General features: G+C 60.6%; 24 protein-coding genes, 1 tRNA gene and 1 pseudogene. 12 read left to right on the top strand and 14 right to left on the bottom strand.

The window, feature by feature from the left end; genetic code table 11:
* Positions 1 to 151: 151 nt before the first annotated feature.
* The gene (locus ABOC32_RS13605) at positions 152 to 1,915 is read right to left on the bottom strand and encodes a UvrD-helicase domain-containing protein (protein ID WP_426811383.1); all 1,764 of its coding nucleotides are present in this window, start codon (positions 1,913 to 1,915) and stop codon (positions 152 to 154) included.
* The gene (locus ABOC32_RS13610) at positions 1,912 to 3,816 is read right to left on the bottom strand and encodes an ATP-dependent nuclease (RefSeq protein ID WP_426811384.1); all 1,905 of its coding nucleotides are present in this window, start codon (positions 3,814 to 3,816) and stop codon (positions 1,912 to 1,914) included. Before ABOC32_RS13610 ends, ABOC32_RS13605 begins: the two co-directional genes overlap by 4 nt.
* A gap of 229 nt (positions 3,817 to 4,045) precedes the next feature.
* Here ABOC32_RS13610 and ABOC32_RS13615 point away from each other — a divergent pair.
* The 4 genes and pseudogenes from ABOC32_RS13615 to ABOC32_RS13630 all read left to right on the top strand — a co-directional run.
* Positions 4,046 to 5,011 (top strand): annotated as a pseudogene (locus tag ABOC32_RS13615) (Y-family DNA polymerase); the annotation flags it as partial.
* Positions 5,005 to 5,214 (top strand): hypothetical protein, encoded by a 210-nt coding sequence (locus ABOC32_RS13620; RefSeq protein WP_426811385.1) that lies wholly within the window; start codon positions 5,005 to 5,007, stop codon positions 5,212 to 5,214. The pseudogene ABOC32_RS13615 and the gene ABOC32_RS13620, both read left to right, overlap by 7 nt.
* A 117-nt stretch (positions 5,215 to 5,331) precedes the next feature.
* Entirely contained in the window at positions 5,332 to 5,868 is a 537-nt protein-coding gene (locus tag ABOC32_RS13625) for a dihydrofolate reductase family protein (protein ID WP_426811386.1), read from the top strand.
* Positions 5,865 to 6,425 carry a TetR/AcrR family transcriptional regulator gene (locus ABOC32_RS13630; protein WP_426811387.1) on the top strand — a complete coding sequence of 187 codons (561 nt, stop codon included), beginning with the start codon at positions 5,865 to 5,867 and terminating at the stop codon, positions 6,423 to 6,425. Before ABOC32_RS13625 ends, ABOC32_RS13630 begins: the two co-directional genes overlap by 4 nt.
* Before the next feature lie 647 nt (positions 6,426 to 7,072).
* Here the strand turns inward: ABOC32_RS13630 and ABOC32_RS13635 are convergent.
* Both ABOC32_RS13635 and adhP read right to left on the bottom strand, forming a co-directional pair.
* Positions 7,073 to 7,279: a DUF6434 domain-containing protein gene (locus tag ABOC32_RS13635; RefSeq protein ID WP_426811388.1), complete on the bottom strand. Its 207-nt coding sequence runs from the start codon at positions 7,277 to 7,279 to the stop codon at positions 7,073 to 7,075.
* A 91-nt stretch (positions 7,280 to 7,370) separates the two neighbouring features.
* The gene (gene adhP / locus ABOC32_RS13640; protein WP_426811389.1) at positions 7,371 to 8,381 is read right to left on the bottom strand and encodes an alcohol dehydrogenase AdhP; all 1,011 of its coding nucleotides are present in this window, start codon (positions 8,379 to 8,381) and stop codon (positions 7,371 to 7,373) included.
* Between the two features lie 383 nt (positions 8,382 to 8,764).
* Here adhP and ABOC32_RS13645 point away from each other — a divergent pair, with 383 nt between their 5' ends.
* Positions 8,765 to 8,962: a hypothetical protein gene (locus tag ABOC32_RS13645; protein ID WP_426811390.1), complete on the top strand. Its 198-nt coding sequence runs from the start codon at positions 8,765 to 8,767 to the stop codon at positions 8,960 to 8,962.
* Position 8,963: 1 nt separating this feature from the next.
* Here the strand turns inward: ABOC32_RS13645 and ABOC32_RS13650 are convergent, their stop codons facing one another.
* A complete protein-coding gene (locus tag ABOC32_RS13650) occupies positions 8,964 to 9,377 on the bottom strand; it encodes a DoxX family protein (protein WP_016498950.1) in 414 nt (137 codons plus the stop codon).
* A 104-nt stretch (positions 9,378 to 9,481) separates the two neighbouring features.
* Positions 9,482 to 9,566, bottom strand: a tRNA-Leu gene (locus tag ABOC32_RS13655).
* A gap of 202 nt (positions 9,567 to 9,768) precedes the next feature.
* Between ABOC32_RS13655 and ABOC32_RS13660 the strand changes: the two genes are divergently transcribed.
* The 4 genes from ABOC32_RS13660 to ABOC32_RS13675 all read left to right on the top strand — a co-directional run bounded on the left by ABOC32_RS13660 (position 9,769) and on the right by ABOC32_RS13675 (position 13,104).
* Positions 9,769 to 10,044: a hypothetical protein gene (locus tag ABOC32_RS13660; protein ID WP_426811391.1), complete on the top strand. Its 276-nt coding sequence runs from the start codon at positions 9,769 to 9,771 to the stop codon at positions 10,042 to 10,044.
* 82 nt (positions 10,045 to 10,126) lie between these two features.
* Positions 10,127 to 11,287, top strand: coding sequence for a two-component system sensor histidine kinase NtrB (locus ABOC32_RS13665; protein ID WP_426811392.1), 1,161 nt, complete (start codon positions 10,127 to 10,129; stop codon positions 11,285 to 11,287).
* Positions 11,288 to 11,292: 5 nt separating this feature from the next.
* Entirely contained in the window at positions 11,293 to 12,738 is a 1,446-nt protein-coding gene (locus tag ABOC32_RS13670; protein WP_426811393.1) for an ATPase domain-containing protein, read from the top strand.
* Between the two features lie 12 nt (positions 12,739 to 12,750).
* Positions 12,751 to 13,104 carry a response regulator gene (locus ABOC32_RS13675; protein WP_426811394.1) on the top strand — a complete coding sequence of 118 codons (354 nt, stop codon included), beginning with the start codon at positions 12,751 to 12,753 and terminating at the stop codon, positions 13,102 to 13,104.
* Between the two features lie 43 nt (positions 13,105 to 13,147).
* Here the strand turns inward: ABOC32_RS13675 and csrA are convergent, their stop codons facing one another.
* From csrA to ABOC32_RS13715, 8 genes are all read right to left on the bottom strand, one after another.
* A complete protein-coding gene (csrA, locus tag ABOC32_RS13680; protein WP_004375914.1) occupies positions 13,148 to 13,345 on the bottom strand; it encodes a carbon storage regulator CsrA in 198 nt (65 codons plus the stop codon).
* Positions 13,346 to 13,598: 253 nt separating this feature from the next.
* On the bottom strand, positions 13,599 to 14,621 hold the full coding sequence (locus tag ABOC32_RS13685; protein WP_426811395.1) for a DNA topoisomerase IB: 1,023 nt from the start codon (positions 14,619 to 14,621) through the stop codon (positions 13,599 to 13,601).
* Between the two features lie 57 nt (positions 14,622 to 14,678).
* Positions 14,679 to 15,770: a molybdenum ABC transporter ATP-binding protein gene (gene modC, locus ABOC32_RS13690; RefSeq protein WP_426811396.1), complete on the bottom strand. Its 1,092-nt coding sequence runs from the start codon at positions 15,768 to 15,770 to the stop codon at positions 14,679 to 14,681.
* A 1-nt stretch (position 15,771) separates the two neighbouring features.
* Positions 15,772 to 16,452: a molybdate ABC transporter permease subunit gene (gene modB / locus ABOC32_RS13695; RefSeq protein WP_012273152.1), complete on the bottom strand. Its 681-nt coding sequence runs from the start codon at positions 16,450 to 16,452 to the stop codon at positions 15,772 to 15,774.
* Positions 16,452 to 17,210 (bottom strand): molybdate ABC transporter substrate-binding protein, encoded by a 759-nt coding sequence (gene modA, locus ABOC32_RS13700; RefSeq protein ID WP_426811397.1) that lies wholly within the window; start codon positions 17,208 to 17,210, stop codon positions 16,452 to 16,454. Before modA ends, modB begins: the two co-directional genes overlap by 1 nt.
* 188 nt (positions 17,211 to 17,398) lie before the next feature.
* The gene (locus ABOC32_RS13705) at positions 17,399 to 18,475 is read right to left on the bottom strand and encodes an NAD(P)H-dependent flavin oxidoreductase (protein WP_426811398.1); all 1,077 of its coding nucleotides are present in this window, start codon (positions 18,473 to 18,475) and stop codon (positions 17,399 to 17,401) included.
* A 38-nt stretch (positions 18,476 to 18,513) separates the two neighbouring features.
* Positions 18,514 to 18,684: a hypothetical protein gene (locus ABOC32_RS13710; RefSeq protein WP_426811399.1), complete on the bottom strand. Its 171-nt coding sequence runs from the start codon at positions 18,682 to 18,684 to the stop codon at positions 18,514 to 18,516.
* Positions 18,685 to 18,691: 7 nt separating this feature from the next.
* Positions 18,692 to 18,994, bottom strand: coding sequence for a DUF1883 domain-containing protein (locus tag ABOC32_RS13715; protein ID WP_086977615.1), 303 nt, complete (start codon positions 18,992 to 18,994; stop codon positions 18,692 to 18,694).
* Positions 18,995 to 19,155: 161 nt separating this feature from the next.
* On the opposite strand from ABOC32_RS13715, the gene ABOC32_RS13720 reads away from it, so the two are divergent.
* From ABOC32_RS13720 to ABOC32_RS13730, 3 genes are all read left to right on the top strand, one after another.
* Complete coding sequence (locus tag ABOC32_RS13720; RefSeq protein ID WP_426811400.1) at positions 19,156 to 19,518, top strand: hypothetical protein; 363 nt, start codon at positions 19,156 to 19,158, stop codon at positions 19,516 to 19,518.
* 77 nt (positions 19,519 to 19,595) lie between these two features.
* A complete protein-coding gene (locus ABOC32_RS13725) occupies positions 19,596 to 20,246 on the top strand; it encodes a c-type cytochrome (protein WP_426811401.1) in 651 nt (216 codons plus the stop codon).
* The gene (locus ABOC32_RS13730; protein WP_426811402.1) at positions 20,243 to 21,157 is read left to right on the top strand and encodes a c-type cytochrome; all 915 of its coding nucleotides are present in this window, start codon (positions 20,243 to 20,245) and stop codon (positions 21,155 to 21,157) included. The genes ABOC32_RS13725 and ABOC32_RS13730 overlap by 4 nt, the downstream gene beginning before the upstream one ends.
* Positions 21,158 to 21,422 lie beyond the last annotated feature (265 nt).

The following is a 21,422-nucleotide window of genomic DNA, read 5'->3' on the forward strand; positions in this document are numbered from 1 at the left end:
TCAGCGATCTGCCCGAGGCGTGGGGGCTATTCTTGCTAGGCAGCGTAACACGACGAAGTCACTGACTACAGTAGGTTCCGACAGTGGGCTGTAATTCCAGCTACCTGAGCTGAGTGGGTTGAGCCCGCCGTGCCACTGTGAGAAACGGGTTTCACTCGACCTTGAGGGCTTGTTTGACGCGTTTCTCCGCCTTACCGGCTGGCACCTCTGTGAAGCCAGCCTTGATGAGGTCCTCTCGCACTTCGTCTAAGCAACTATCTGGAACGGCGAGCCAGAAAAGGTTTTTCGCTCTCGTCAGCGCCACATAGCCAATGCGGCCGTCCTCCGTCCCTGTGCCGCCCAGCATTGCGCGGATGTTGGCTTTGGTCGCGACGTAGAGCACAGCTCCTATGGATTCGCCTTTAACCTGGTGAACAGTTTCAACCCTCAAGCCATGTGGCTCCTGCTCACCGGCTTTGGCGCCATTGAGTGGGATGTCATTCAAGCGCTTTTTGGCCATCATGTTGCCGAAGGTGGCAATCGTTTTTAGCGAGAACTGTTGGTCAATTTTTGCGAGCAGTGAGCGCAGATTGCCCAAAAGCTTCGGATGCCACTCTGCGCTGGCTTGCAGCGTCGAGGAGGGAAGCCCCGTCTCGGCATCTCGGACAAATGCCCACAATAATCGCCTGAGCATCAGCAGCCGCTCTTCGTGAGGCGAACCCTGTAGCGCAGAGCTGAGGCCATGCGGAGCATCGTCGATAAGGCTAACCACCGCACTGCACACTAGGCGGAAAGCATCTCTTAACCGACCCTGTTGGTCACGGGCAAGTGAAGCCTCCGCGAACAGCTTCACCGTACCTTGTCCTGGAGCCGCTGGCTTCCCTGAAAGCTTAGCGGCTCGATCAGTTCCTCTGCTTAGAATGACTGAATCTGAAGACTCAATGCCCAACTCACTGAAGCGAGCCTTGAACGCCGTGATGAGATGGGGAATTCGGGTGCCCTTGTACCCAATAAAAAACGCTCCGCCTTGATCAGCTTCCCTGTCTGCCTCATCGTTGCGGCCGCAAAGCCGGTTGGCGATATCTATGATGGGGGGGAGGGAACGGTAGTTGCGGGTAAGCTTGTAGTCTTGCACTCTTGGGCGGTTGGCGTAAGTTTTAAGAAATGTGCCATCGGCGCCGGCGAAAGCGAAGATGCCTTGGTTAACGTCACCGATCAGCGAAACCTGGGCGCCCGCATTGATCAGCTGCTCAAGGATTGCCTGATGCATCGACCCCAGATCCTGCGATTCATCTACCAGAATCTGGGGGTAGCGAGTGACGAGCGCTCGCAGAATTGCAGGTTGTTGAATCAACGTTCGATAGACCCAATAGCGCCCCAGTTCATGGGTGTACGCGCCAGTACTACCTAGCTTCTCAATAAGCGCTCTGGCCTTCGCGCGGTCAAGTTTTTCGACTCCAGCATGAGTTTCGACGAAAAAGAATGCTTTTCCAGCCTCTACGCCCACTTGCAGATCTTTCAGCGGGATAGGGCGCTTCTTCTCTTGCTCATTCCTCCAGTACTGGAAACTGTTTAAGAAGGGTTCTGATCCTGACACGAGATAGGCGGCTTGCTTGGCGCCCATGGAGCGGAAGGCATGGGGGCGTAGAACATGCTGGGTGAAGAAGCCATCCAATGTGTCCACTTCTACACGCTTACGATTAGCGTCGTCTGGTAAACCTGAAGCGAGCTGCGCGTAACCTTTGTTGAAGGTGTTCACAGCGACATTGGAAAACGACAGCAGCAAGACTCGCCCGCGGTGATCTGCGAGCTTTTCCCGAATCGCGATGAGTCTGCGGATTGCCGTGGCAGTTTTTCCGCTACCGGCGCAAGCGGTAACGGCCATGGCCTGTAATGGCGCGTGGATCACCGCCTTTTGCTCATCGGACAATTTCATAGTTTGCCCGCTCCCTGGCAAACGTGCTGGATCGCCTGCTCAAGGTACGCAGGAACTTTGCACCCAGGTGTCAGGGAGATCTGCTCGGCGAGCGCTTGACCGAAACGGCCTTTCTGAACGTTGCTACGGCTGTCCTTGCGCTCGAACATACCGCAGAACAGCGCTTTCGCTTTCGCAGTATTGTCTGGTGCAGCGTCTACGATCTTACGCAGCGCCTTTGAGATTTTCGGATGAAACTCAGCCAAAGCCTTCAGCATTGCGTCTCGATTTTCCTCAAGCAGAGCAAGGTCATACTCAAGGGTCTTAACGCCGTGATGCACTTTTACATACTTGTCTTCGGACGCCTTCATCTTCAACGTGTTGCTCGATACCTGAATGGCTTCGCCTAGCCCAGGATAGACAGCCTTGCGCTTGACCTTTTTCTTCTTCCCGCCGCCGTCACCGTCCTCCAAGTCGGCAGGCTCTTCGACTTCCTCTTCGTTCTGTGCGTCGGTCTCTTCAAGATACGCCGCCTCTGCGAGTAGCTCCTCCGCGACCTCCACGTCTGTCAGTTCTGCTCCCGCTAATTCAGGGATCTCTTCCTCTTCAAACGGGTCGGCATCTGTGATCACAGACACAGGTATACGCAGTCCCTTCTCACCGAACAGTGGGAGGAACGAGTCGAAGTTAAGACCCTCGACGCTGATGAGGCTGATGCCGTAATCCTTCAAATCGAAACCCAGCCGTTTCGCAAGAGCGTCCACCAGCATGAGCTCGGCGGCGCCTTCGACGAAAATGACGCGACGGGCGAAAAACAGCTCTGCCCGGGTCACGTCCAGGTATCGTTCGAGCTTTTCACGCTTACCCTTTTCGAACTGGACATCGCGAGGGAAGAAAGTCTCTACCCCGGCATCGTTCTCGACCAAGCACACCAGGGACTGGAGCTTTGAATTGCTGGCGAAGTTTGGCGAGTGGCTGGTAACGAACAATTGCACAGGCTTTTCACCTTCATTCGTAGGAATGCCTGCCAGGTAGCTCAAGAGCACGCGCTGCAATTGGGGGTGCAGATGCGCTTCCGGCTCCTCGACAATCAAGCTTCGGTAAGCAGCATCTGGGTTTTTGGCCAGTTCGCTCAGCACCACGGCCATAAAAATCAGATTGTTGAAACCCAAGCCGTTCTGCTCAATTTCCATGGACTCTGCAGTCATGGACAGTCGAGCAGAAAGGCGCTGGAAATCTGTCGCACTCAGTCCCACTGCAAGCACCTGCGCCAACTGCTCACCCATCATGGCGCCGTGACGCGAAGAGATCGCGGCATGGGTACTTTTAATCGACTCATTCTGCTGCAACTGGTCATCCAGCTCTTTCAGTGCGGTGTTGATAGCCTCTCGGCCTTGGTCATCGGTCAGTAGGTGGAACAAGCGAGCCAGCTGGCTGTTGCGGCTGGGGCGAAGTCCCTGAGCAGCATCCCGCAGAGGCTGAAGATAGACACCACGCAGGTTTTCCATCATGTCCGAAGTAAGAGCAATGTCTTGGTGATCTCCGCACCATCGTTTAACCCTGAAGCGACCAGATTGATCGGCATCGGTGTAGCGGACGTGGATGTGCGCTTCCATAGAGTTGTCAGCTGAGGGTTTCAGGGCCGCGATAAAGTCAGCCTCGTCGTCGTGGCTCAGATCTCTAAAAACAAAATGGAAGCTGATGTCGCCACCTGGTTCGCCTTCAAGGGGCCGGTGGCGATCGGCAATATCAAGACGTGGGTACGGCTCTTCATGCCCGGCCAGAAGCGTCCGCAGCGCGTCGACCACGGCGCTTTTTCCCACGTTGTTGGGCCCGACCAGAACGTTCAACCCAGGCTGAAATTTCACTGTTGTGTCACGCAGCTTGCGGAAGTTTTTTATGGTGAGTTCAGCGAGGTACATGAAGATCTCCATCCTTGATTGGCGGATGAAATCTCATTCGGAGTGGGATGTGCAATAGGGGTCAAGCCCTCGCCGAAAAAATGCGGAGCGTTTGTGGATGCGTGCCATGGACATCACAACAAGGTTTCATTCACAAAGCGGACGCATCCTATGGACATTGTGAGGTCCGAGAAAAGCCCGGCCCGGCCTGGCCTGCGGCGATGTCCATACCCGCTAAACTTTCCTTTACATTGACGAGTGTTTCGCTGACCTGTCCGGTATTCAGGAAAACCTGACCCAGTTCGGGCGAGCGCTGCGATCCAGAATTTTCCAGTGCACCGGCGTGCCCGTGGGGGTCGGCATTGCAAGCACGAAAACATTGGCGAAGCTGGCCAACCACACCGCCAAGCGCCTGCAGGCGCAGACGGGTGGAGTGGTCGACATTACCGAGCCGTTCAAACGCGATTGGGTGCTGCGCAATACTGGCGTGAAAGAGGTGTGGGGCGTTGGGCGGCGGATGACCGCTCACCTCGAGGCGATGGGTATTCACACGGCGATGGACCTGGCCAAGGCTGATGCCTGGACGCTGCGACAGAAATTCAGTGTGGTGGTGGAGAAAACTGCCCGCGAACTGGCGGGTACGCCGTGCCTGGAGCTGGACGAGGCCGAGCCCCCGAAACAGGAAATCTGCTGCAGCCGGATGTTCGGCAGGCGCCTCACTGAGCTGGCGCCCATCAAGCAGGCGGTGGCCACCTATGTTGGCCGGGCTGCCGAAAAGCTCCGGGCCCAGGGTTCAGTGTGCAAGCGCATGCGCGTGAGCATCCGCACCGGCATGTTCAACCCGGACGAGGCACACCACGCCCAGGGCGCATTGGTAGAACTGCCATACCCGACTTCCGACACGTTGCTGATGACCCGATTGGCCACCGATGCGGTTGGCCGGGTCTTCAGGCCCGGGTTTCGCTACAGCAAGGCAGAGGTGCTGTTGATGGACCTGCGGCAACCTGGTGATTTTTCAGAGGACTTGTTTGCCCTCAAGCAATCGGTGGCATGTGACCGACTGATGCAGATGATGGATGGCATCAACGAGCGCTGGGGGAGGGGAACAATGCGAACCGCCAGCGTGCCGGCAACACCGGACTGGGGAATGAAGAGGGAGATGATGAGCCAATCCTATACCACACGGATCGATCAGCTGTGGACGGTCAAGTGTTGAACCTGCCAGCGGCCTGGTTGGCAGAGCTCAATGACCAGTCGGCCTTGGTTGCGGATCCTGATGGCCAGGCCGCGGTGCTTGCCGAGCTCGCAATTTCAGCGCATCGACGCAGTGACGTGGATGCAGACCAGCTAGCCGACATGCTGGAATTTGCCGAGGCGGCTAGACGGTGGGCGCTGATTGAGGAGGAACAGACAGCTTGAGCTGGCGAGGGGATGGGCAGTATGGCAGGTGTCTGATAGCTGCCTGGAACCTGTTTGCGTTACCCGCTTCTCGCAGATAAAGTATACGTCGTATATTTAAGGGTGAGGAGCTAACCAATGACCACCGCACATGCCTTCATCGCAACCAGCCTGGATGGCTTCATCGCCCGGCCCAATGGCGATGTGAACTGGCTGATGGAGCGTGACGACCCATCCGAAGATCATGGTTATGGAGATTTCATCGCCAATATAGACATGATCGTAATGGGCCGTGGAACTTACGAAAAGGTACTGGAAATGGGGCCTTGGCCCTATGATCGCCCCGTACTGGTGATGTCTACGAAACTGAGCGAAACACCTGTGCCAGAAGCGCTAATGGGCAAGGTCAACTTCACGAGCGCTCAGCCTGTGGAACTTATGCTGGAGCTGGCAGCGCAAGGCGTAGGTCGCGTCTATGTAGACGGAGGGAAGGTGGTGCAAGCGTTCTTGCGAGCGGGGCTCATCTGCGACCTTGTCATTACCGTGGCGCCGGTCCTGCTGGGGCAGGGGAGACCGCTGTTTGGCGCAATAGAGGCTGATGTCGACTTGAAGTTTGTCAGCAGCCGTAGTTTTCCTTCCGGGTTGGTACAGTCCAACTACAGGGTGGTTGGATGACACGAGCACGCGGCAGGCCCGCTCAAGGCAACGAGCTTACACGTGCCGACATCATCGCTGCCGCACTTCAGGTGCTGCAAGAAAGCGGAGAAGCGGGTTTGACCATGCGGGTACTCGCAAGCCGGCTCGGGGTCAGCGCAATGGCAATCTATAGGCATGTAGAGGACAAGGCGGGGCTTATACAAGCGCTTTCGGACCACGTCTATGCGGGCGTGTTAAAGGAAGTTCCGCTTCAAGTAAATGCCGGAGCGGTGATCCGTACATTGTTGTCCCGATATCACGATGCAGTGAGCCAGCACCCTCAGCTGACGTTGGCAATTTTTGCTAACCCGCAAGCATTTGCTGGCGTGACAGCCCAACTCACCGAACTGCTGACTCAGTGCTTGGAGCAAGTTGCCACGAACCCTTTGCTATGGCGTGATGTGCTTGTCGACCATGCCCATGGCAGCGCCCTTTCGCTTGTTTCGTCGCAGGGGGAGCAGTCTCAAGTGCAGGCGCTGAGGCTGCATTACCACCAATCACTTGAATTACTCCTTGAATGCATGGTTCGTGCTTGAGGTGGGCACCCACTCCGGGTTTCGCGACGATCGAAAACGATGATGGTTAATGGCCATTGTGCCCGCTATGATCCCGTGCTTTAGCGTTGTTCAAGGATGGTTCATCAGTACCAGCCTGACGTCCCACCCCACTTACCAGGCCTGGATTGGCACTGCTAGCGAGCAGAGCAGCGGCACGCTGATGCTGGACACCATGATCAGGATGCAGACGCTTGCCTATCCAGTATTCAAAGTGCCCCTATCAATGATGAGTTACGTAGCCGCAACGGCAAAGGGCTGGAAGCCTCAAGCACCAGCTGTGCAGTAGTTTCACCACGCTTGCCCCTCAGATAGCCCATGCCGGAAAGCCCGCCAGCGTGGCGGGCGCATCATTTGACCAGGGCGCTCTATCCCGGGTTTTTCCCGCAGCAAAGATTCGCGCCTTATCTTGAACCTCACCGCTTGCGCGACGGTCATCAGGAGGAGGGCGAGCAATTTCGCCTCGGCGCCCTCATCAAATATTGAAACGTTCTCCAGCTAGGGTGAACTCAAGCCAAATCCAATTGGAGTCAGGAAATGGATTATTCCAGCATGGTTGAATCGTTGGACAAGATGCTCAAAGAAGCCGCTACAGCACAAACCTGCTCGCAGGCATCAGGTGCCCGCTGTCATCGATGGATTCGCCGCCATTCGTCCGCGACTTCGCCCATCGTTGAGGGTGCCCCGGTTTTGATCCATGCCATAAATGCACGGTCGAACTTGAATGACGCGCCACACTCACTGAGCAGAAACTGACGAACCTTCTGCGTGTTGCGGTACTGCTTGTCCAGCGGGGTGGCGCGGGTAATCGGCCCGGCGTGCCAGTCGAAGCTCATGGTCTGTTCCTTGACTGTTGAGAAGGCAAAAAGCCCGTAGAGGATCATCTACGGGCTTTGTGGTCGTGCGAAATGATCCGTCTTCAGGCTATCAACCTTCGAACTGGATCACCATGCGGCCTTTGATCTTGCCTTCCAGCATCTCGTCAAAGATCTGGTTGATGTCTTCGATCGGGCGCAGGGTCACCTTGGGCACCACTTTGCCTTCAGCTGCAAACTGGAAGGCTTCCTGCAGGTCCTGGCGTGTGCCTACCAGCGAGCCCACCACTTCGATGCCATCCAGTACCAGGCGGGGAATGTTCAGGTCCATGGATTCCGACGGAAGCCCGACGGCAACCAGTCGCCCGCCAGCGCGCAGGGCATCGACGGCCGAGTTGAATGCGCCTTTGGCGACAGCAGTTACCACGGCGGCGTGGGCGCCACCGGTCTTGGCCTGGATAACCTTTGCGGCGTCTTCGTTGAGCGGGTTGACCATCAGGTCTGCGCCCATTTCGCTGGCGAAGCGCAGTTGCTGCTCGTTGACGTCGATGGCGATCACTTTGGCGTTGAAGACGTTCTTGGCATATTGCAGGGCCAGGTTGCCCAGCCCGCCGAGGCCGTAGATGGCGATCCACTGTCCGGGGCGGATGTTGGAGATCTTTACCGCCTTGTAGGTGGTCACGCCGGCGCAGGTGATGCTGCTGGCAGCAGCGGAGTCGAGCCCGTCGGGCACCTTGACCGAATAGTCGGCCTTGACGATGCAGGCTTCGGCCATGCCACCGTCCACGGTGTACCCGGAGTTCTTCACTTCGCGGCACAGGGTTTCGTTGCCGCTGTTGCAATACTCGCAATGCCCGCAACCCTGGTAAAACCAGGCAACGCTGGCACGGTCACCCGGCTTGAGCGAGGTAACGCCCGGCCCGACTTCCTGGACCACGCCAATACCTTCGTGGCCCAGCACGACGCCGGTCTTGTCACCGAAGTCGCCATTTTTCACGTGCAGGTCGGTGTGGCAGACACCGCAGCATTGCATCTTCAGCAGTGCTTCGCCGTGTTCGAGGGGGCGCAGGGTTTTCTCTACCACGTCCACGCGACGGCCTGGTGCAACAACAGCAGCTTTCATAAGAGCCTCCGTGTCTATCCGAGTGAGCTTGGGTTATCGCTGGCTTAGCATAGCCCTTGCCGGGTCGGGCAAAACTGCTGTAGGTCATGCTTCAAGAACACGCCGCAAAAAGAAAAGCCCGCGGCAATGATGCGGCGGGCTGCAAGAACGTACGGAGCGGGGCCAGTGTGCCGATCCGGTTGTGAGTATTTCGTGAAGCTCAGGTCATGAGGCTGTCATGCGCCCAAGGCCATAAAAAAGCCCGCCATGAAAGGCGGGCAAAAGACGTTTGAAGGGAGAGACTGCAGGCTGCGCCTGGCCGGTTAACCCAGGATTAAGCGGCAACACATTGACCTCGGAACCTGATGCGCCTATACAGGCCTGCCATTACCCCAGGAGCCAGCATGCACGACGAAGACGACCTGCACGAACCCGAGCACGATCACCTGCTTGACCATGAATTTCTCGACGAAGGCATGGAGCCCGAGGCGGATGCCCAGGGCGCCGAGGATGAAGTGGAAGAGGACGAGGAAACGCTGGATGACCTCGATGACGAGGAGCGTGATCACTCGGCCTGGTTCGATGATTGCGAAGACGACTGACTCATCGCCCATCCACCGAGAAACGGCCTGGGCCGCTCACGGCCAGCAACAGCAGGCCGCCCATGATGCTCATGTTTTTCAGAAACTGGGTCATGTTGGCGCTGCGCTCGGGGTCGACCATGTTCCAGAACGGGTGGCCCAGCAGCGCCGTGCCCAGCACGAACAGCGCGAACAGAAACGCCAGCGGCCGTGTGTAGAAGCCCAGGATCAGCAGAATGGCGACGACAAACTCCATGATTACGGCAATTGCAGCCGCCAGCATGGGGGCAGGGGCGCCCAACGACGTCATGTAGCCAACTGTGCCATCAAAGCCGGTGAGCTTGGCCCAGCCAGACAAGACGAACAGGATCATAAGCAGCACGCGGGCGATCAGGATAATGATGTCGCGTTGGCCATCGAACAGGGAGTAGCGCATGGTAGCGTTCCAGTGGACGGGGACACGTTCCACTCTAGCAGCTGCGCAAAACATTGCTGGCAGACAGCAAAAAGGCGCCGCAAGGGCGCCTTTTCGAAGAAGTTTGGTGCGAGTGGCGGGACTCGAACCCGCAAGGCTCACGCCGACAGATTTTAAGTCTGCTGTGTATACCAATTCCACCACACTCGCACGCTTGAAAGGGCCGCAACGACCAGCTCGCTTCTAAGCAGAAGGGCTTTGCAATCAAGCGCGCTTTATAACCCATTGTTATAGTTGAGTCAACTGCAGCACCTATGATCAACAGAATGAAGGGCCGAACCACGGGGTAATTGACACCTTGCTGTCATTACGCCACTGTTGCACCCTTTATTGGATCCAAGAGTATGCGGCGATGGCTAAGTCCGACGCTGGCGAGCGTGTCGTGCGCCCACGGCTGTTCTGGCGGCTGTTGTTTGCGCTGGTGATCGGGTTGGGGGCTTTTCTTTACCTCAGCCTGATCAGCCTGGGTGGCTACCTCTTGATGCTCGGTTTCGATGCCGAGCACCCACAGCCGCAGCGGTGGATGGCTATGGCTGGCGGCGCGGTGATCATGCTGGTTGGCCTGTGGCTGCTGAAAGTTGCCATGCCACGGCGTATCAGCCCTGCGTTGGTCGAGCCTGAACGCTGACGATCGGTAGCCACAGGGGGCCGTTGGCGGTTACCCTCGGCTAAGCTCATATTGTCCCTCCTGCTGTGCCAGCGGAGTTTTCATGGTTTCAGCTGACTGCCTCGATCACCCCGTCATGCCTGCCCAGCGCTATGAACAGCTGGTGCAGTCGGTGGTGGATTACGCCATCTATATGCTCGACCCGACCGGCCATGTGGTGTCGTGGAATGCCGGCGCGCAACGGATCAAGGGCTACCGCACCGATGAAGTGATCGGCCAGCATTTCTCGCTGTTCTTCACCCCCCAGGATTGTGCCGACGGCCGCCCCGAGCGCTTGCTGCGCCAGGCGCTGGAGCAGGGTGTGGCGCAGGATGAGGGCTGGCGGGTGCGCAAGGATGGCACACAGTTCTGGGCGCTGGCGGCGCTGGATGTGATCCGCGATGACCAGGGCCAGATCATCGGCCTGGCCAAGGTCACGCGGGACATCACCGACCGCCGCGAGTCGGCGATGCAGCTCGATGCCGTGCGCGCCCAGCTGTTCCAGGCGCAAAAGCTGGAAGCCCTCGGCCAGTTGACCGGGGGGCTGGCGCATGACTTCAACAACATGCTGACCATCATCATCAGTTCAGCGCGCCTGGCGCTGGCCAGCCAGGACCCGGCACGTATACAGCGCATGCTGCAGCACATTCTCGATGCCGGGCAGCGGGGCACCGAACTGACCCAGCAACTGCTCAGCTTTGCCCGCCACCGACAGCTCGATGTGGCTTGCGTCGCACCGGCAGACCTTGTAGCGGCTACTCGCGGTCTATTGGAGCATGCACTGCCCGGTTCTATTGAACTGCAGGTGCAGTTGCAAGCGGGCTTGCCGTTGATCGAAGTGGACGCCGGGCAGTTGCAGATGGTGCTGCTGAACCTGCTGTTCAATGCCCGCGATGCCATCGCCGGGGAGGGCCGCATAGGGCTGACGGCCGATGTGGTCGAGTTGGCTGGCGAGGTGGAAGGGTTGCACGGCAGCTTTGTGCGGTTTGTGGTGGAAGACAGCGGCGAAGGGATTGCACCAGAAGTATTGCCGCGCATCTTCGAGCCCTTCTTCACCACCAAGCCGTTTGGCAAGGGCACTGGCCTGGGCCTTAGCCAGGTGTATGGTTTTGCCAGGCAGAGCGGTGGCGCCATTTGGGTCGCCAGTGAGTTCGGCCATGGAACTTCCATGCAGCTTTACTTGCCAACGTATCAGGACAAGACCAACAGCCCACTCGACAGGTAAGCATCATGGCGCAGGCACTCAGGCGGTTGGTGACAGGTATCGAAGGGCTCGATGCCCTGCTCAAGGGCGGCCTGGTGGCCGGCGCCTCCTACATCATTCAAGGCCCGCCCGGTGCCGGCAAGACCATCCTGGCCAACCAGCTGGCGTGTGGTCACGTGCGCGCGGGCGGCCGGGTGCTGGTGGCCACCTTGCTGAGCGAGTCGCATGAGCGGCTGTTCCAGTACCTGTCCACCCTGGACTTTTTCGACCCGACGCTGGTCGGCGACCAGATTCAGTTTGTCAGTGCATTCGACACCCTGGAGCAGGAAGGGCTGGATGCCGTGGTGCGGCTGCTGCGCCAGGAAATCGCCCGGCAGCAGGCCAGCCTGTTGATTGTCGACGGCGTGCTCAATGCCCGGGTGCGTGCCGAAACCTCGCTGGACACCAAGAAGTTTGTCTCCGAGCTGCAAGGCCATGCGGCCTTTGCCGGCTGCACCGTGCTGCTGCTCACCAGCGCGCGGCTGGACGAAGGCAGCCCGGAGCACACCATGGTCGATGGGGTGATCGAGCTGGGTGAGCAACTGGTGGGCAGCCGCGCCGTGCGCCATGTCCAGTTGCGCAAGACCCGCGGCAGTGGGGCGTTGTCGGGGCGCCACGAATGCCTTATCGATGAAAGCGGCATGCACGTCTACCCGCGCCTGGAGGCGTTGTACAGCCACCCCAGCCAGATGGGCAGTGCCACCCCGGCGCGCATCGGCAGCGGTGTGCCAACCCTAGATGAAATGCTCGACGGCGGCCTGGCCAAGGGTTCGGTCAGCCTGTTGATCGGGCCGTCGGGTATCGGCAAGACTTCATTGGGGCTGGCCTTTCTTGGCGCCAGCACCGTGCAGGCGCCGGGGCTGCATTTCGGCTTTTACGAAACCCCCGAACGCCTGCGCAACAAGGCCGCGTCGCTGGGGTACGACTTTGCAGCGATGGAGCAGGAAGGTAGCCTGCAGTTGTGCTGGCAACCGACCACCGAGGGGCTGCTGGACCAGGTCGGTGCGCGCCTTCTTGAGCGTGTCGAGGCGCAGGGCAGCAAGCGCGTGTTGATTGACAGCCTCGGGGCGTTCAGTCGCCTCGCTGTCGAACCGACGCGGCTCAATGCGTTTTTCCGCGCCATCGCTGGCGAGCTGCGTGCGCGTGATGTAAGCGTGATGCTGACCTGGGAAATGCGCGACATCTTCGGCGCCGAAATCAGCGCCCCGGCCCCGGACCTGTCGAGCATTGTCGACAACCTGATGCTGATGCGCTTCGTCGAGCTGGATTCGCAGCTGCGGCGCATGCTGTCCATCCTCAAGGTGCGTGACAGTCACCATGACCCTGCCTTGCACGAGCTGCTGATCGGGCCGCAGGGCATCACCTTGCGCAAGGCGTTCGAAGGCGCCTGTGGTGTGCTGTCGGGAACGCCGGTGCCGCAAGGGAATGGGTGACGGAGCGCGCCGATGAACACCATCCTGATCGTCGATGACGAATACCTGATTGCCGATATCCTCGGTTTTGCGCTGGAGGACGAAGGCTTTCTGGTTGAAAAGGCGAGCAATGGCTGCAAGGCGCTAGAGGCACTGAAAGAGAAGCGCGTTGAGCTGGTAATCACCGACTACATGATGCCGCTGCTCAACGGTGAGGAGCTGGTCCGCGCCATGCGCGAAGACCCGACGCTGTGCGAGTTGCCGGTCATTCTGATGAGCGGCGCGCAGGCCAGCCAAGGATGCCCGGCCCTGTTCGCCGCAATATTCGACAAGCCGTTCGACATGGACGAGATGATCGCCAAGGTGCGTCAGTTACTGGGCACCTGAGGCTGGCGGTCGAGCGCGTCCTTGCACGCTGGAGGGGGTAAGCTCAATGTGAGTCGTCGTGCTTTTCCGGGGCTGGGCTACCGGCCTGAATGCGTTTGAAAATCTCCTCGCGATGGACCTGGACATCTTTCGGTGCATCGATCCCGATCCTCACCTGCATCCCTTTGACGCCCAGAATGGTGACTTTGATGTCATCGTTGATGACGATGCTTTCGCCAACCTTGCGGGTGAGTATCAGCATGTAGTTCTCCTTGGTGATGTAAAAGACCGCTGGGCCAGTTGCCGCGGCGGCGGGAGCGTGTCCCTCTTCCTTCTCATTAAAGACGCTTTCGGCGGATAGTAATTCCCCGACAGACAAATTCTGTTGCGTATCTTCAGTTGCAGGTGCCGAAACAAACCGCCAGCGGTTTGTCGGCCAAGGTGCTCGATGGCAAGAATAGGGGGCTTGGCGGCCAATGGGAAATTTCTTCGTATCATCGCCTGAATAGACAGGCTTAATGGCCATCCTGTTCCTCAAGTGCCTGAAGAAATAACAGCAAGGCTACTTCTTCAGGGTCCAGGCCTTTGCGCATACGGCGCTTCGGCAAGTTGCCCAGCCGCCCCAGGGCATAGTGTTCAAGTACCGCCGGGTGAATGTAGCAGCGCCTGCATACCGCGGGTGTATTGCCCAGCCGTGTGGCCACCTGGCGGACGATGGCGGCGACCTGGCGCTTTGCCTCGGTCTCGGGCTCCCAGGCCAAGGGCCTGAGCAGGTTCAGGGCCAGGCTGCTGCCGGCCCAGGTGCGGTAGTCCTTGGCCGTGAAGTCCGCACCGGTCAGCTCCTGCAGGAACTGATTGACCTCGCTGGAGCCGATGCTGTGGCGCTCGCCGTCTTCATCCAGGTACTGGAACAGCGCTTGGCCGGGCAACTCCATGCAGCGCTTGAGCAGGTTGGCCAGGCGCCGGTCGGTGAGGGTGACGTCGTGCTCCACGCCACGCTTGCCGCGAAACTGGAAGCGGATACTGCTGCCTTTTACCTGAACGTGGCGGTTGCGCAGGGTGGTCAGCCCGTAGGACTGGTTGTCGCGCAGGTAGCGCTGGTTGCCGATGCGGATCAGGGTGTGGTCCAGCAGGCTCACGACCAATGCCATGACCTTTTCCCGGTCCAGGCCTGGCCGTGCCAGGTGGGTTTCCAGTTGCGCGCGCAGTTTTGGCAAGGCCTGGGCGAAGGCCAGCATGCGGCCGTACTTGTGCTGGTCGCGCAACTCGCGCCACTGCGTGTGGTAGCGGTACTGCTTGCGGCCACGGGCATCGCGACCGGTTGCCTGCAAGTGGCCCTGTGGGTCGGTGCAGATCCACACATCTGTGTAGGCCGGCGGAATCACCAACGCGGCTATACGCGCAAGGGTGGCGCTGTCGCGCACCCGCTGGCCATCGGCATTCAGGTAAATGAAGCGGTCGCGCCAGCGTCGCCGGGTCAGGCCCGGCTGGCTGTCGTCAACGTAGTGCAAACTGCGCGGCAGGGGGCAGTCGAGCATGGCGGGCAGGCCTCGATCAGGTCACTGATCAATGGACAACGCCCGCGCGCAGGATGCTCAGCCCAGTAACGCCACCGACTTGATCTGGGCGAACAGCAGCTGGCCCGGGTGCAGGCCGAGCTGGTCTGCCGAGAAGCGCGTGATGCGCGCGAGCAAGGCATTGCCGCCGGCATCCAGGCTGACCAGCACATGGGCCGGGTTGTCGGCCGGGCGGCTTTCGCACACCTGCACCGGCAGGCGGTTGAGGATGCTCGATGTGCTGTCGGCCGCCAGCGCCAGGCTGACGTCGCGGGCCTGCACCTTGACCCGCAAGGTGCTGCCCATCACGTGGGCCGGATGGGCGATGCGCAGCAGCGGCCCTGTGCCGCCGGGCAGGCGCAGGTCGAGCAGGTCGTAGTGCGGATCGTGGCCGACCACCAGGCCTTCGAACACCACACCAGCGTCCTCGCCCTGGGCCAGCGACAGGTCGAGGCGGGCCAGGGTTTCGCCAATCGGGCCGCTGGCGACCACCAGGCCTTGCTCCAGCAACACCAGGTGGTCGGCCAGCCGTGCGACTTCATCCTGGGCGTGGCTGACATACACCAGCGGAATGTCCAGTTCATCGTGCAGGCGCTCAAGGTAGGGCAGGATTTCGCGCTTGCGCGGCCCGTCGAGGGCCGCCAGCGGCTCGTCCATCAGCAGCAGGCGTGGGCTGCTGAGCAGGGCACGGGCAATGCCCACCCGCTGCGCCTCGCCGCCAGACAACGTCGCGGGGCGGCGTTCCAGCAAGTGGCCGATGCCCAGCAACTGGCAGGCCTGGTCGAGGCTGACTTTGCGTTCTGCCGCCGCCACCCGACGCCAGCCGAATTCCAGGTTGCCGCGTACCGACAGGTGCGGGAACAGGCTGGCCTCCTGGAACACATAGCCCACCGGCCGCAGGTGCGGGGCCTGGAAGTAGCCGCGGGTGCTGTCTTCCCAGACTTCGCCGTTAACCTCGATGTAGGCGCTGGCGGCCCGCTCCAGCCCGGCCAGGCAGCGAAGGCAGCTGGTCTTGCCGGAGCCCGAGTGGCCGAACAGCCCGCTGATGCCGCGCCCGGGCAGGTGCAGGTCAACGTCCAGGGTAAAGTCGTCGCGCGCCAGGTTCAGGCGCGCCACTATCGATGCGGTCATTTCAGCTCCAGCCAGCTTTGCCGCGGCGTCCGGCGTACAGCAGGAGCAGCACCAGGAAAGAGAACACCAGCATGGCACCGGCCAGCCAGTGGGCTTGCGAATACTCCATGGCCTCGACGTGATCGAAGATTTGCACCGAGACCACGCGGGTCTTGTCGGGGATGTTGCCCCCGATCATCAGCACTACGCCAAATTCGCCCACGGTATGGGCGAAGCCGAGGATGCTGGCAGTGACGAAGCCGGGGCGGGCCAGCGGCAGCACCACATGAACGAAGGTATCCCATGGGCTGGCGCGCAGGGTAGCGGCGACTTCCAGCGGGCGCTGGCCGATCGCGCCAAAGGCATTCTGCAACGGTTGCACCACGAACGGCATGGAATACACCGTCGAGCCGATCACCAGGCCCGTGAAGCTGAACACTACAGTGCCCAGGCCCAGCGCCTGGGTAGCCTGGCCGAGCCAGCCGTGCGGCCCGAGGGCGATCAGCAGGTAAAAGCCGATCACCGTCGGTGGCAATACCAGCGGCAGTGCCACCACCGCACCCACCGGCCCGCGTAGCCATGAGCGCGTGCGCGCCAGCCACCAGGCGATGGGGGTACCGATAACCAGCAGGATCAGGGTGGTCAGGCTGGCCAGTTTGACGGTCAGCCAGATTGCACCCAGGTCACTGGCGTCCAGTGGCATCAGAGTTCATAGCCGTAGGACTTGATCACCGCTGCAGCTTTCGGGCCTTTCAGGTATTCGACCAGCGCCTTGGCGGCTGCATTGTCCTTGCCTTTGTTGAGGATCACCGCGTCCTGGCGGATCGGGTCGTGCAGGTTGGAGGGGACGATCCAGGCCGAGCCGTTGGTTACCTTGCCGTCCTTGTAGATCTGCGACAGGGCGACGAAGCCCAGCTCGGCACTGCCGGTGGAGACGAACTGGAAGGCCTGGGTGATGTTCTGGCCTTCGACGATCTTGCCTTTGGTGGCTTCGGTGAGCTTCAGCTTGTCCAGCACCTGGGTGGCGGCCAGGCCGTAAGGTGCGGCTTTCGGGTTGGCGATGGACAGGTGTTTGTATTCGTTCTTCTTCAGTACGTCACCCTTGGCATCTACGTAGCCATCTTTGGCCGACCACAGGGCCAGGGTGCCGATGGCGTAAGTGAAGCGCGACCCCGGGACGATTTCCTTTTCTTCTTCAAGCTTCTTCGGGGTGCTGTCGTCAGCGGCGAGGAACACTTCGAACGGTGCGCCGTTCTTGATCTGTGCGTAGAACTGCCCGGTGGCGCCGTAGGCCGCGACCAGTTTGTGGCCGGTGTCCTTTTCGAAGTCTTTGGCGATGGCCTGGATGGGGGCTGTGAAGTTGGCTGCGACCGCAACCTGGACTTCGTCGGCCCAGGCAGTGTTGAAGGCGAACAGGGTGGCCAGGGCGGTGACGGCCAGGTGGGTTGGGCGGATACGCATGAAGACAGCTCCTTGGGGTTATCGTTATATCTTCAACTATATAGCGATAGGCCATTTGCCGGGAAGGGGCTGGGTGATGCATTTGCAGGCCCGGCCTCTTCGCAGCACAAGGCTGCTCCTACAGGCGGCGTAACCTCTGTAGGAGCAGCCTTGTGCTGCGAAGAGGCCGAACCTGCGTATGAAGATGCCTAACGACTAACCAAGGCCAGTGCCTGTTCTGCAATCTGCCGGGTCAGCTCCCCTGCAGGCATGTGCCTACCCAACCGCAACGCCTGCCCCGACCACAGATTACTGAAGTCACTGTTACCCTGCGGATCGGTGATCGCCCGCAAAGGCATCAATGCCCCACCCGCCAGCGGGAAGCGCGGTGCCAGGTCGCTCATCGGCCCCAGCTCGCGCATGATGCGGTTGTTGATGCCACGCGCCGGGCGGCCGGTAAACAGGTTGGTCAACGCCGTGTCGCTGGCGGGCGCGCTGTCCAGCGCCTGGCGGTGGGCCGGCGAAACCTTGGCCTCGGGGCAGAACAGGTAAGCCGTGCCGATCTGCACGGCCGAAGCGCCCAAAGCCAGGGCCGCTACCAGGCCGCGGTGGTCGCCGATACCGCCTGCGGCAATCACCGGCACGCTGACCGCGTCCGCCACCTGCGGCACCAGGGCGAAGGTGCCGATCTGGCTGGTAATGTCGTCGCTGAGGAACATGCCCCGATGGCCGCCGGCTTCATAACCCATGGCGATGATCGCGTCACAGCCATTGCGCTCCAGCCAAACCGCTTCTTCCACCGTCGTGGCGCTGGACAGTACCTTGGCCCCGCTGGCCTTCACCCGTTGCAGCAAGTCTGCCTGGGGGAGGCCGAAGTGAAAGCTCACCACCTCCGGGCGCAGTTGCTCGATCAGCTGGCAGCTTTGTTCGTCGAAAGGCGCACGGTTGGACACCGGCGTGGGGGCCGTGAAATCGGCGCCCGTTTCGCTGTAGTAGGGCGCCAGGGCCTGCTTCCAGCGTGCATCGCGCTCGGCATCGGGCGCTGGCGGCTGGTGGCAGAAGAAGTTCAGGTTCAGCGGGCGGCCCGGGCAGCCAGCGCGAAAGGCCTCGATCTCGGCACGCACCTGCTCAGCGGTGAGCATGGCGCAGGGCAGGGCACCCAGCCCGCCGGCCAGGCCCACGGCAATGGCCATGTGCGAACCGCTTGCCCCCGCCATGGGGGCCTGCAGAACAGGCAAGCCGATGCCCAGCAGGTCGAGGATGCGGCGGTCTGGCCAGTGACTCATGCGGTTCTCCTTGCGCGGGGCGAGCGGTGCGGCGGGTTTTACAGGGCCTTGCTGACCTGGATATCGCTGATTTTCTCGGCGTCTTCGCCGTGGATCTTGCGCAGTGCTTCCAGGGCTTGCTCTTGGGAGGCATCGGGCATCAGTGCGAAATCCCAGCGGCGCTGGCCGTCGAGCTTGTATTTGATGACGTACTTGGTGGTCTGGGACATGGTGGCCTTATCTGAGTTTCGACGACGAACGACGGATGAACTTGATCTTGTGCGTCAGCGTTGGCTTGCGGGTGACCGAGATCGGGCGGGTGGTCACGGTATCGATGGTGATGTTCCAGAAGCCGGTGCTGGGCACGGTGATTTTCGCCGGGAACTGATCGAAAGCGCCGCCGTGGTAGGTGTGACGGCCGCCGTTCTTGAAGCTGCGGAAGTTGGCGTCGTTCATCAGGCGGATATTGCAGCGCTGGGAGCATTCGATAACGACGATGTCGTCCTCGTTGAGGTGCTCGCGCTGGTGTACGAATTTCATGTGATGCTCCGCAAGGTTTGGATCTGTAAAGGCAAAAGATACCACGATGTGCCGATACACTGGCGCGCTCGATGGCCAGGCCCCCGATAAATCTGCCAGGGCAGGGAGCAAAACCGCCTGGCTGCGGTCGAACGGGATTCTTGAAGGCTGAGGTGCTCTGAATGAAGTGGATGGTGGCGGTGTTGTCTGTGGCGGCGCTGGGCGGTTGCGTCAGCGTTTCGGAGCTGGAGCAATCGCACGAAACGCTGGATGTGATTTCTGGCAAGACCCCGCGTGAATATGCCGACTGCATCAAGCAGAAGCTGGCCGATACGCGCGATCCGCTGGTGGAAGAGCCGCGTGGCGACGGCCTGCGCCTGATCGTGCCGCAGAAGATCAGCTCGGGGGTGGGCCCGGCGGCGCTGGTGGACATCGACAAGCGTGGCAGCGGCAGCAGCATCAAGCTGCATGAGCGGCTGAACAACTTCCCCCTGCGCCTGGGCGATGTACGCACGGCGGCCACCCAATGCATCTCCGGACATTGATCTGAGGCAACGGACCTTCCTTTCTTTGCTTATATGTTTTAAGCCTAAACATATAACAAAAGAAAAGGAGATTCGTGATGACACCGTTGAGACGCGTCGGGATCGGCAGCCTGCTGATCCTGGCCTGGCCCACGGCGCATGCCGCCGATGGCCAGAAAGTCTTCACCCAGGGCGGGGCCAACCCCGCTGCCATGGCTTGCCTCGGGTGCCATGGCCCGGACGGCAAGGGCATTGCCGCCGCCGGCTTTCCGCGTTTGGCCGGGTTACCGGCCGGTTACCTCAGCAAGCAACTGCATGACTGGCGCAATGGCAGCCGCAAGCAGCCGGTGATGGAACCGCTCGCCAAGGCCCTGAGCGAAGATGAAATCAAGGCGGTGAGTGCCTACCTGGCCAGCCTGCCAGCAGACCCCGCCGGCCACCTGTGGCGCCAGCAGATTGCCGATGACCCTACCACCCGCATGGCCCTGTACGGCGACTGGAGCCGGCAGATCCCAGGCTGTGTGCAGTGCCATGGCCCTGGCGGCGCCGGGGTTGGCGAACACTTCCCGCCTTTGGCCGGCCAGCCCGCCGGTTACCTGGTGGCGCAGCTCAATGCCTGGCGCGACGGCAGCCGCAGCAATGACCCCAACCAGCTGATGGTCGGCGTGGCCAAGGCCATGACTGATGACGAGATCAAGGCTGTCGCCGAGTTCTTCGCCCGCTCTACCAGCCAGGAGGTCACGCCATGAAACCACTGATTCCAGCCGTGTTGCTGCTGGCCATGGGCGGCGCCCAGGCCGCCCCGATCGCCATGGAAGACCAGTCGCAGTTGAAGGTACCCGGCGTGCAAGCCGCGCCGCAGTTCGTGCCGCCCGCTGAAAGCGAGTTGCCCGACAATGCCTTTGGCAAGATGGTGCGCGAGGGCCATGCGCTGTTCGTCGATACCCGCCGGCTGATGCCCGAGGCCGTAGGTAACGGCATGAATTGCAGCAACTGCCACCTCGACCAGGGGCGCCTGGCGCATTCCGCGCCGATGTGGGGCGCGTACCCGATGTACCCCGCGTACCGCAAGAAGAACGACAAGGTGAATACCTACGCAGAGCGCATCCAGGGCTGTTTCCAGTTCAGCATGAACGGCAAGCCTCCCGCCGCCGATAGCCCGCAGATGACGGCACTGGCCACCTATGCGTACTGGCTGTCGACCAAGGCGCCCACTGGCGTGGAGATTGCCGGGCGTGGTTACCCGGAAGTGCCGCAGCCTGAGGGCGGCTATGACTTCAAGCGCGGCCAGCAGGTGTACCGCGAGCAATGCGCGATTTGCCACGGCGACAACGGCGAAGGGCAGAAGGTGGCTGGTGATTACGTGATGCCGCCGCTGTGGGGCAAGGACTCCTACAACTGGGGCGCTGGCATGCACCGCATCAACACGGCGGCGTCGTTCATCAAGTACAACATGCCGCTGGGCAAGCCGGGCAGCCTCAGCGATCAGCAGGCCTGGGACGTTGCCGCGTGGGTCAACCGCCATGAACGGCCGCAGGACCCGCGACTGGTGGAGGGCTCCATCGAGAAGACGCGGGTGAAGTTCCATGCCAATGATGGCGTGAACCTGTATGGTCAGAAGGTAGACGGGGTGCTGATCGGGCAGGGGACCGGTAGCTGATGTAGCGCCTTTGCCGGCCTCTTCGCGGGCTTGCCCGCTCCCACAGGATCACCACAGTTCTGTATGCGGTGCGTTACCTGTGGGAGCGGGCAAGCCCGCGAAATGGCCGGCATGGGCGCCATCTTTTTGCTGTCATCCGCCCGTCATGTATGACGGTAATATTTACGATCCCCCGGAACTATCTACACTGGGTTATCTCTATGATGGCATCGGTCGCTATCGGGGGCATTGTAAGGTGAGTGCCGCCTGATTAGACTGCGCCGAA

It is taken from the genome of Pseudomonas sp. WOUb67, from assembly GCF_050058005.1.
GTDB lineage: Bacteria > Pseudomonadota > Gammaproteobacteria > Pseudomonadales > Pseudomonadaceae > Aquipseudomonas > Aquipseudomonas putida_R.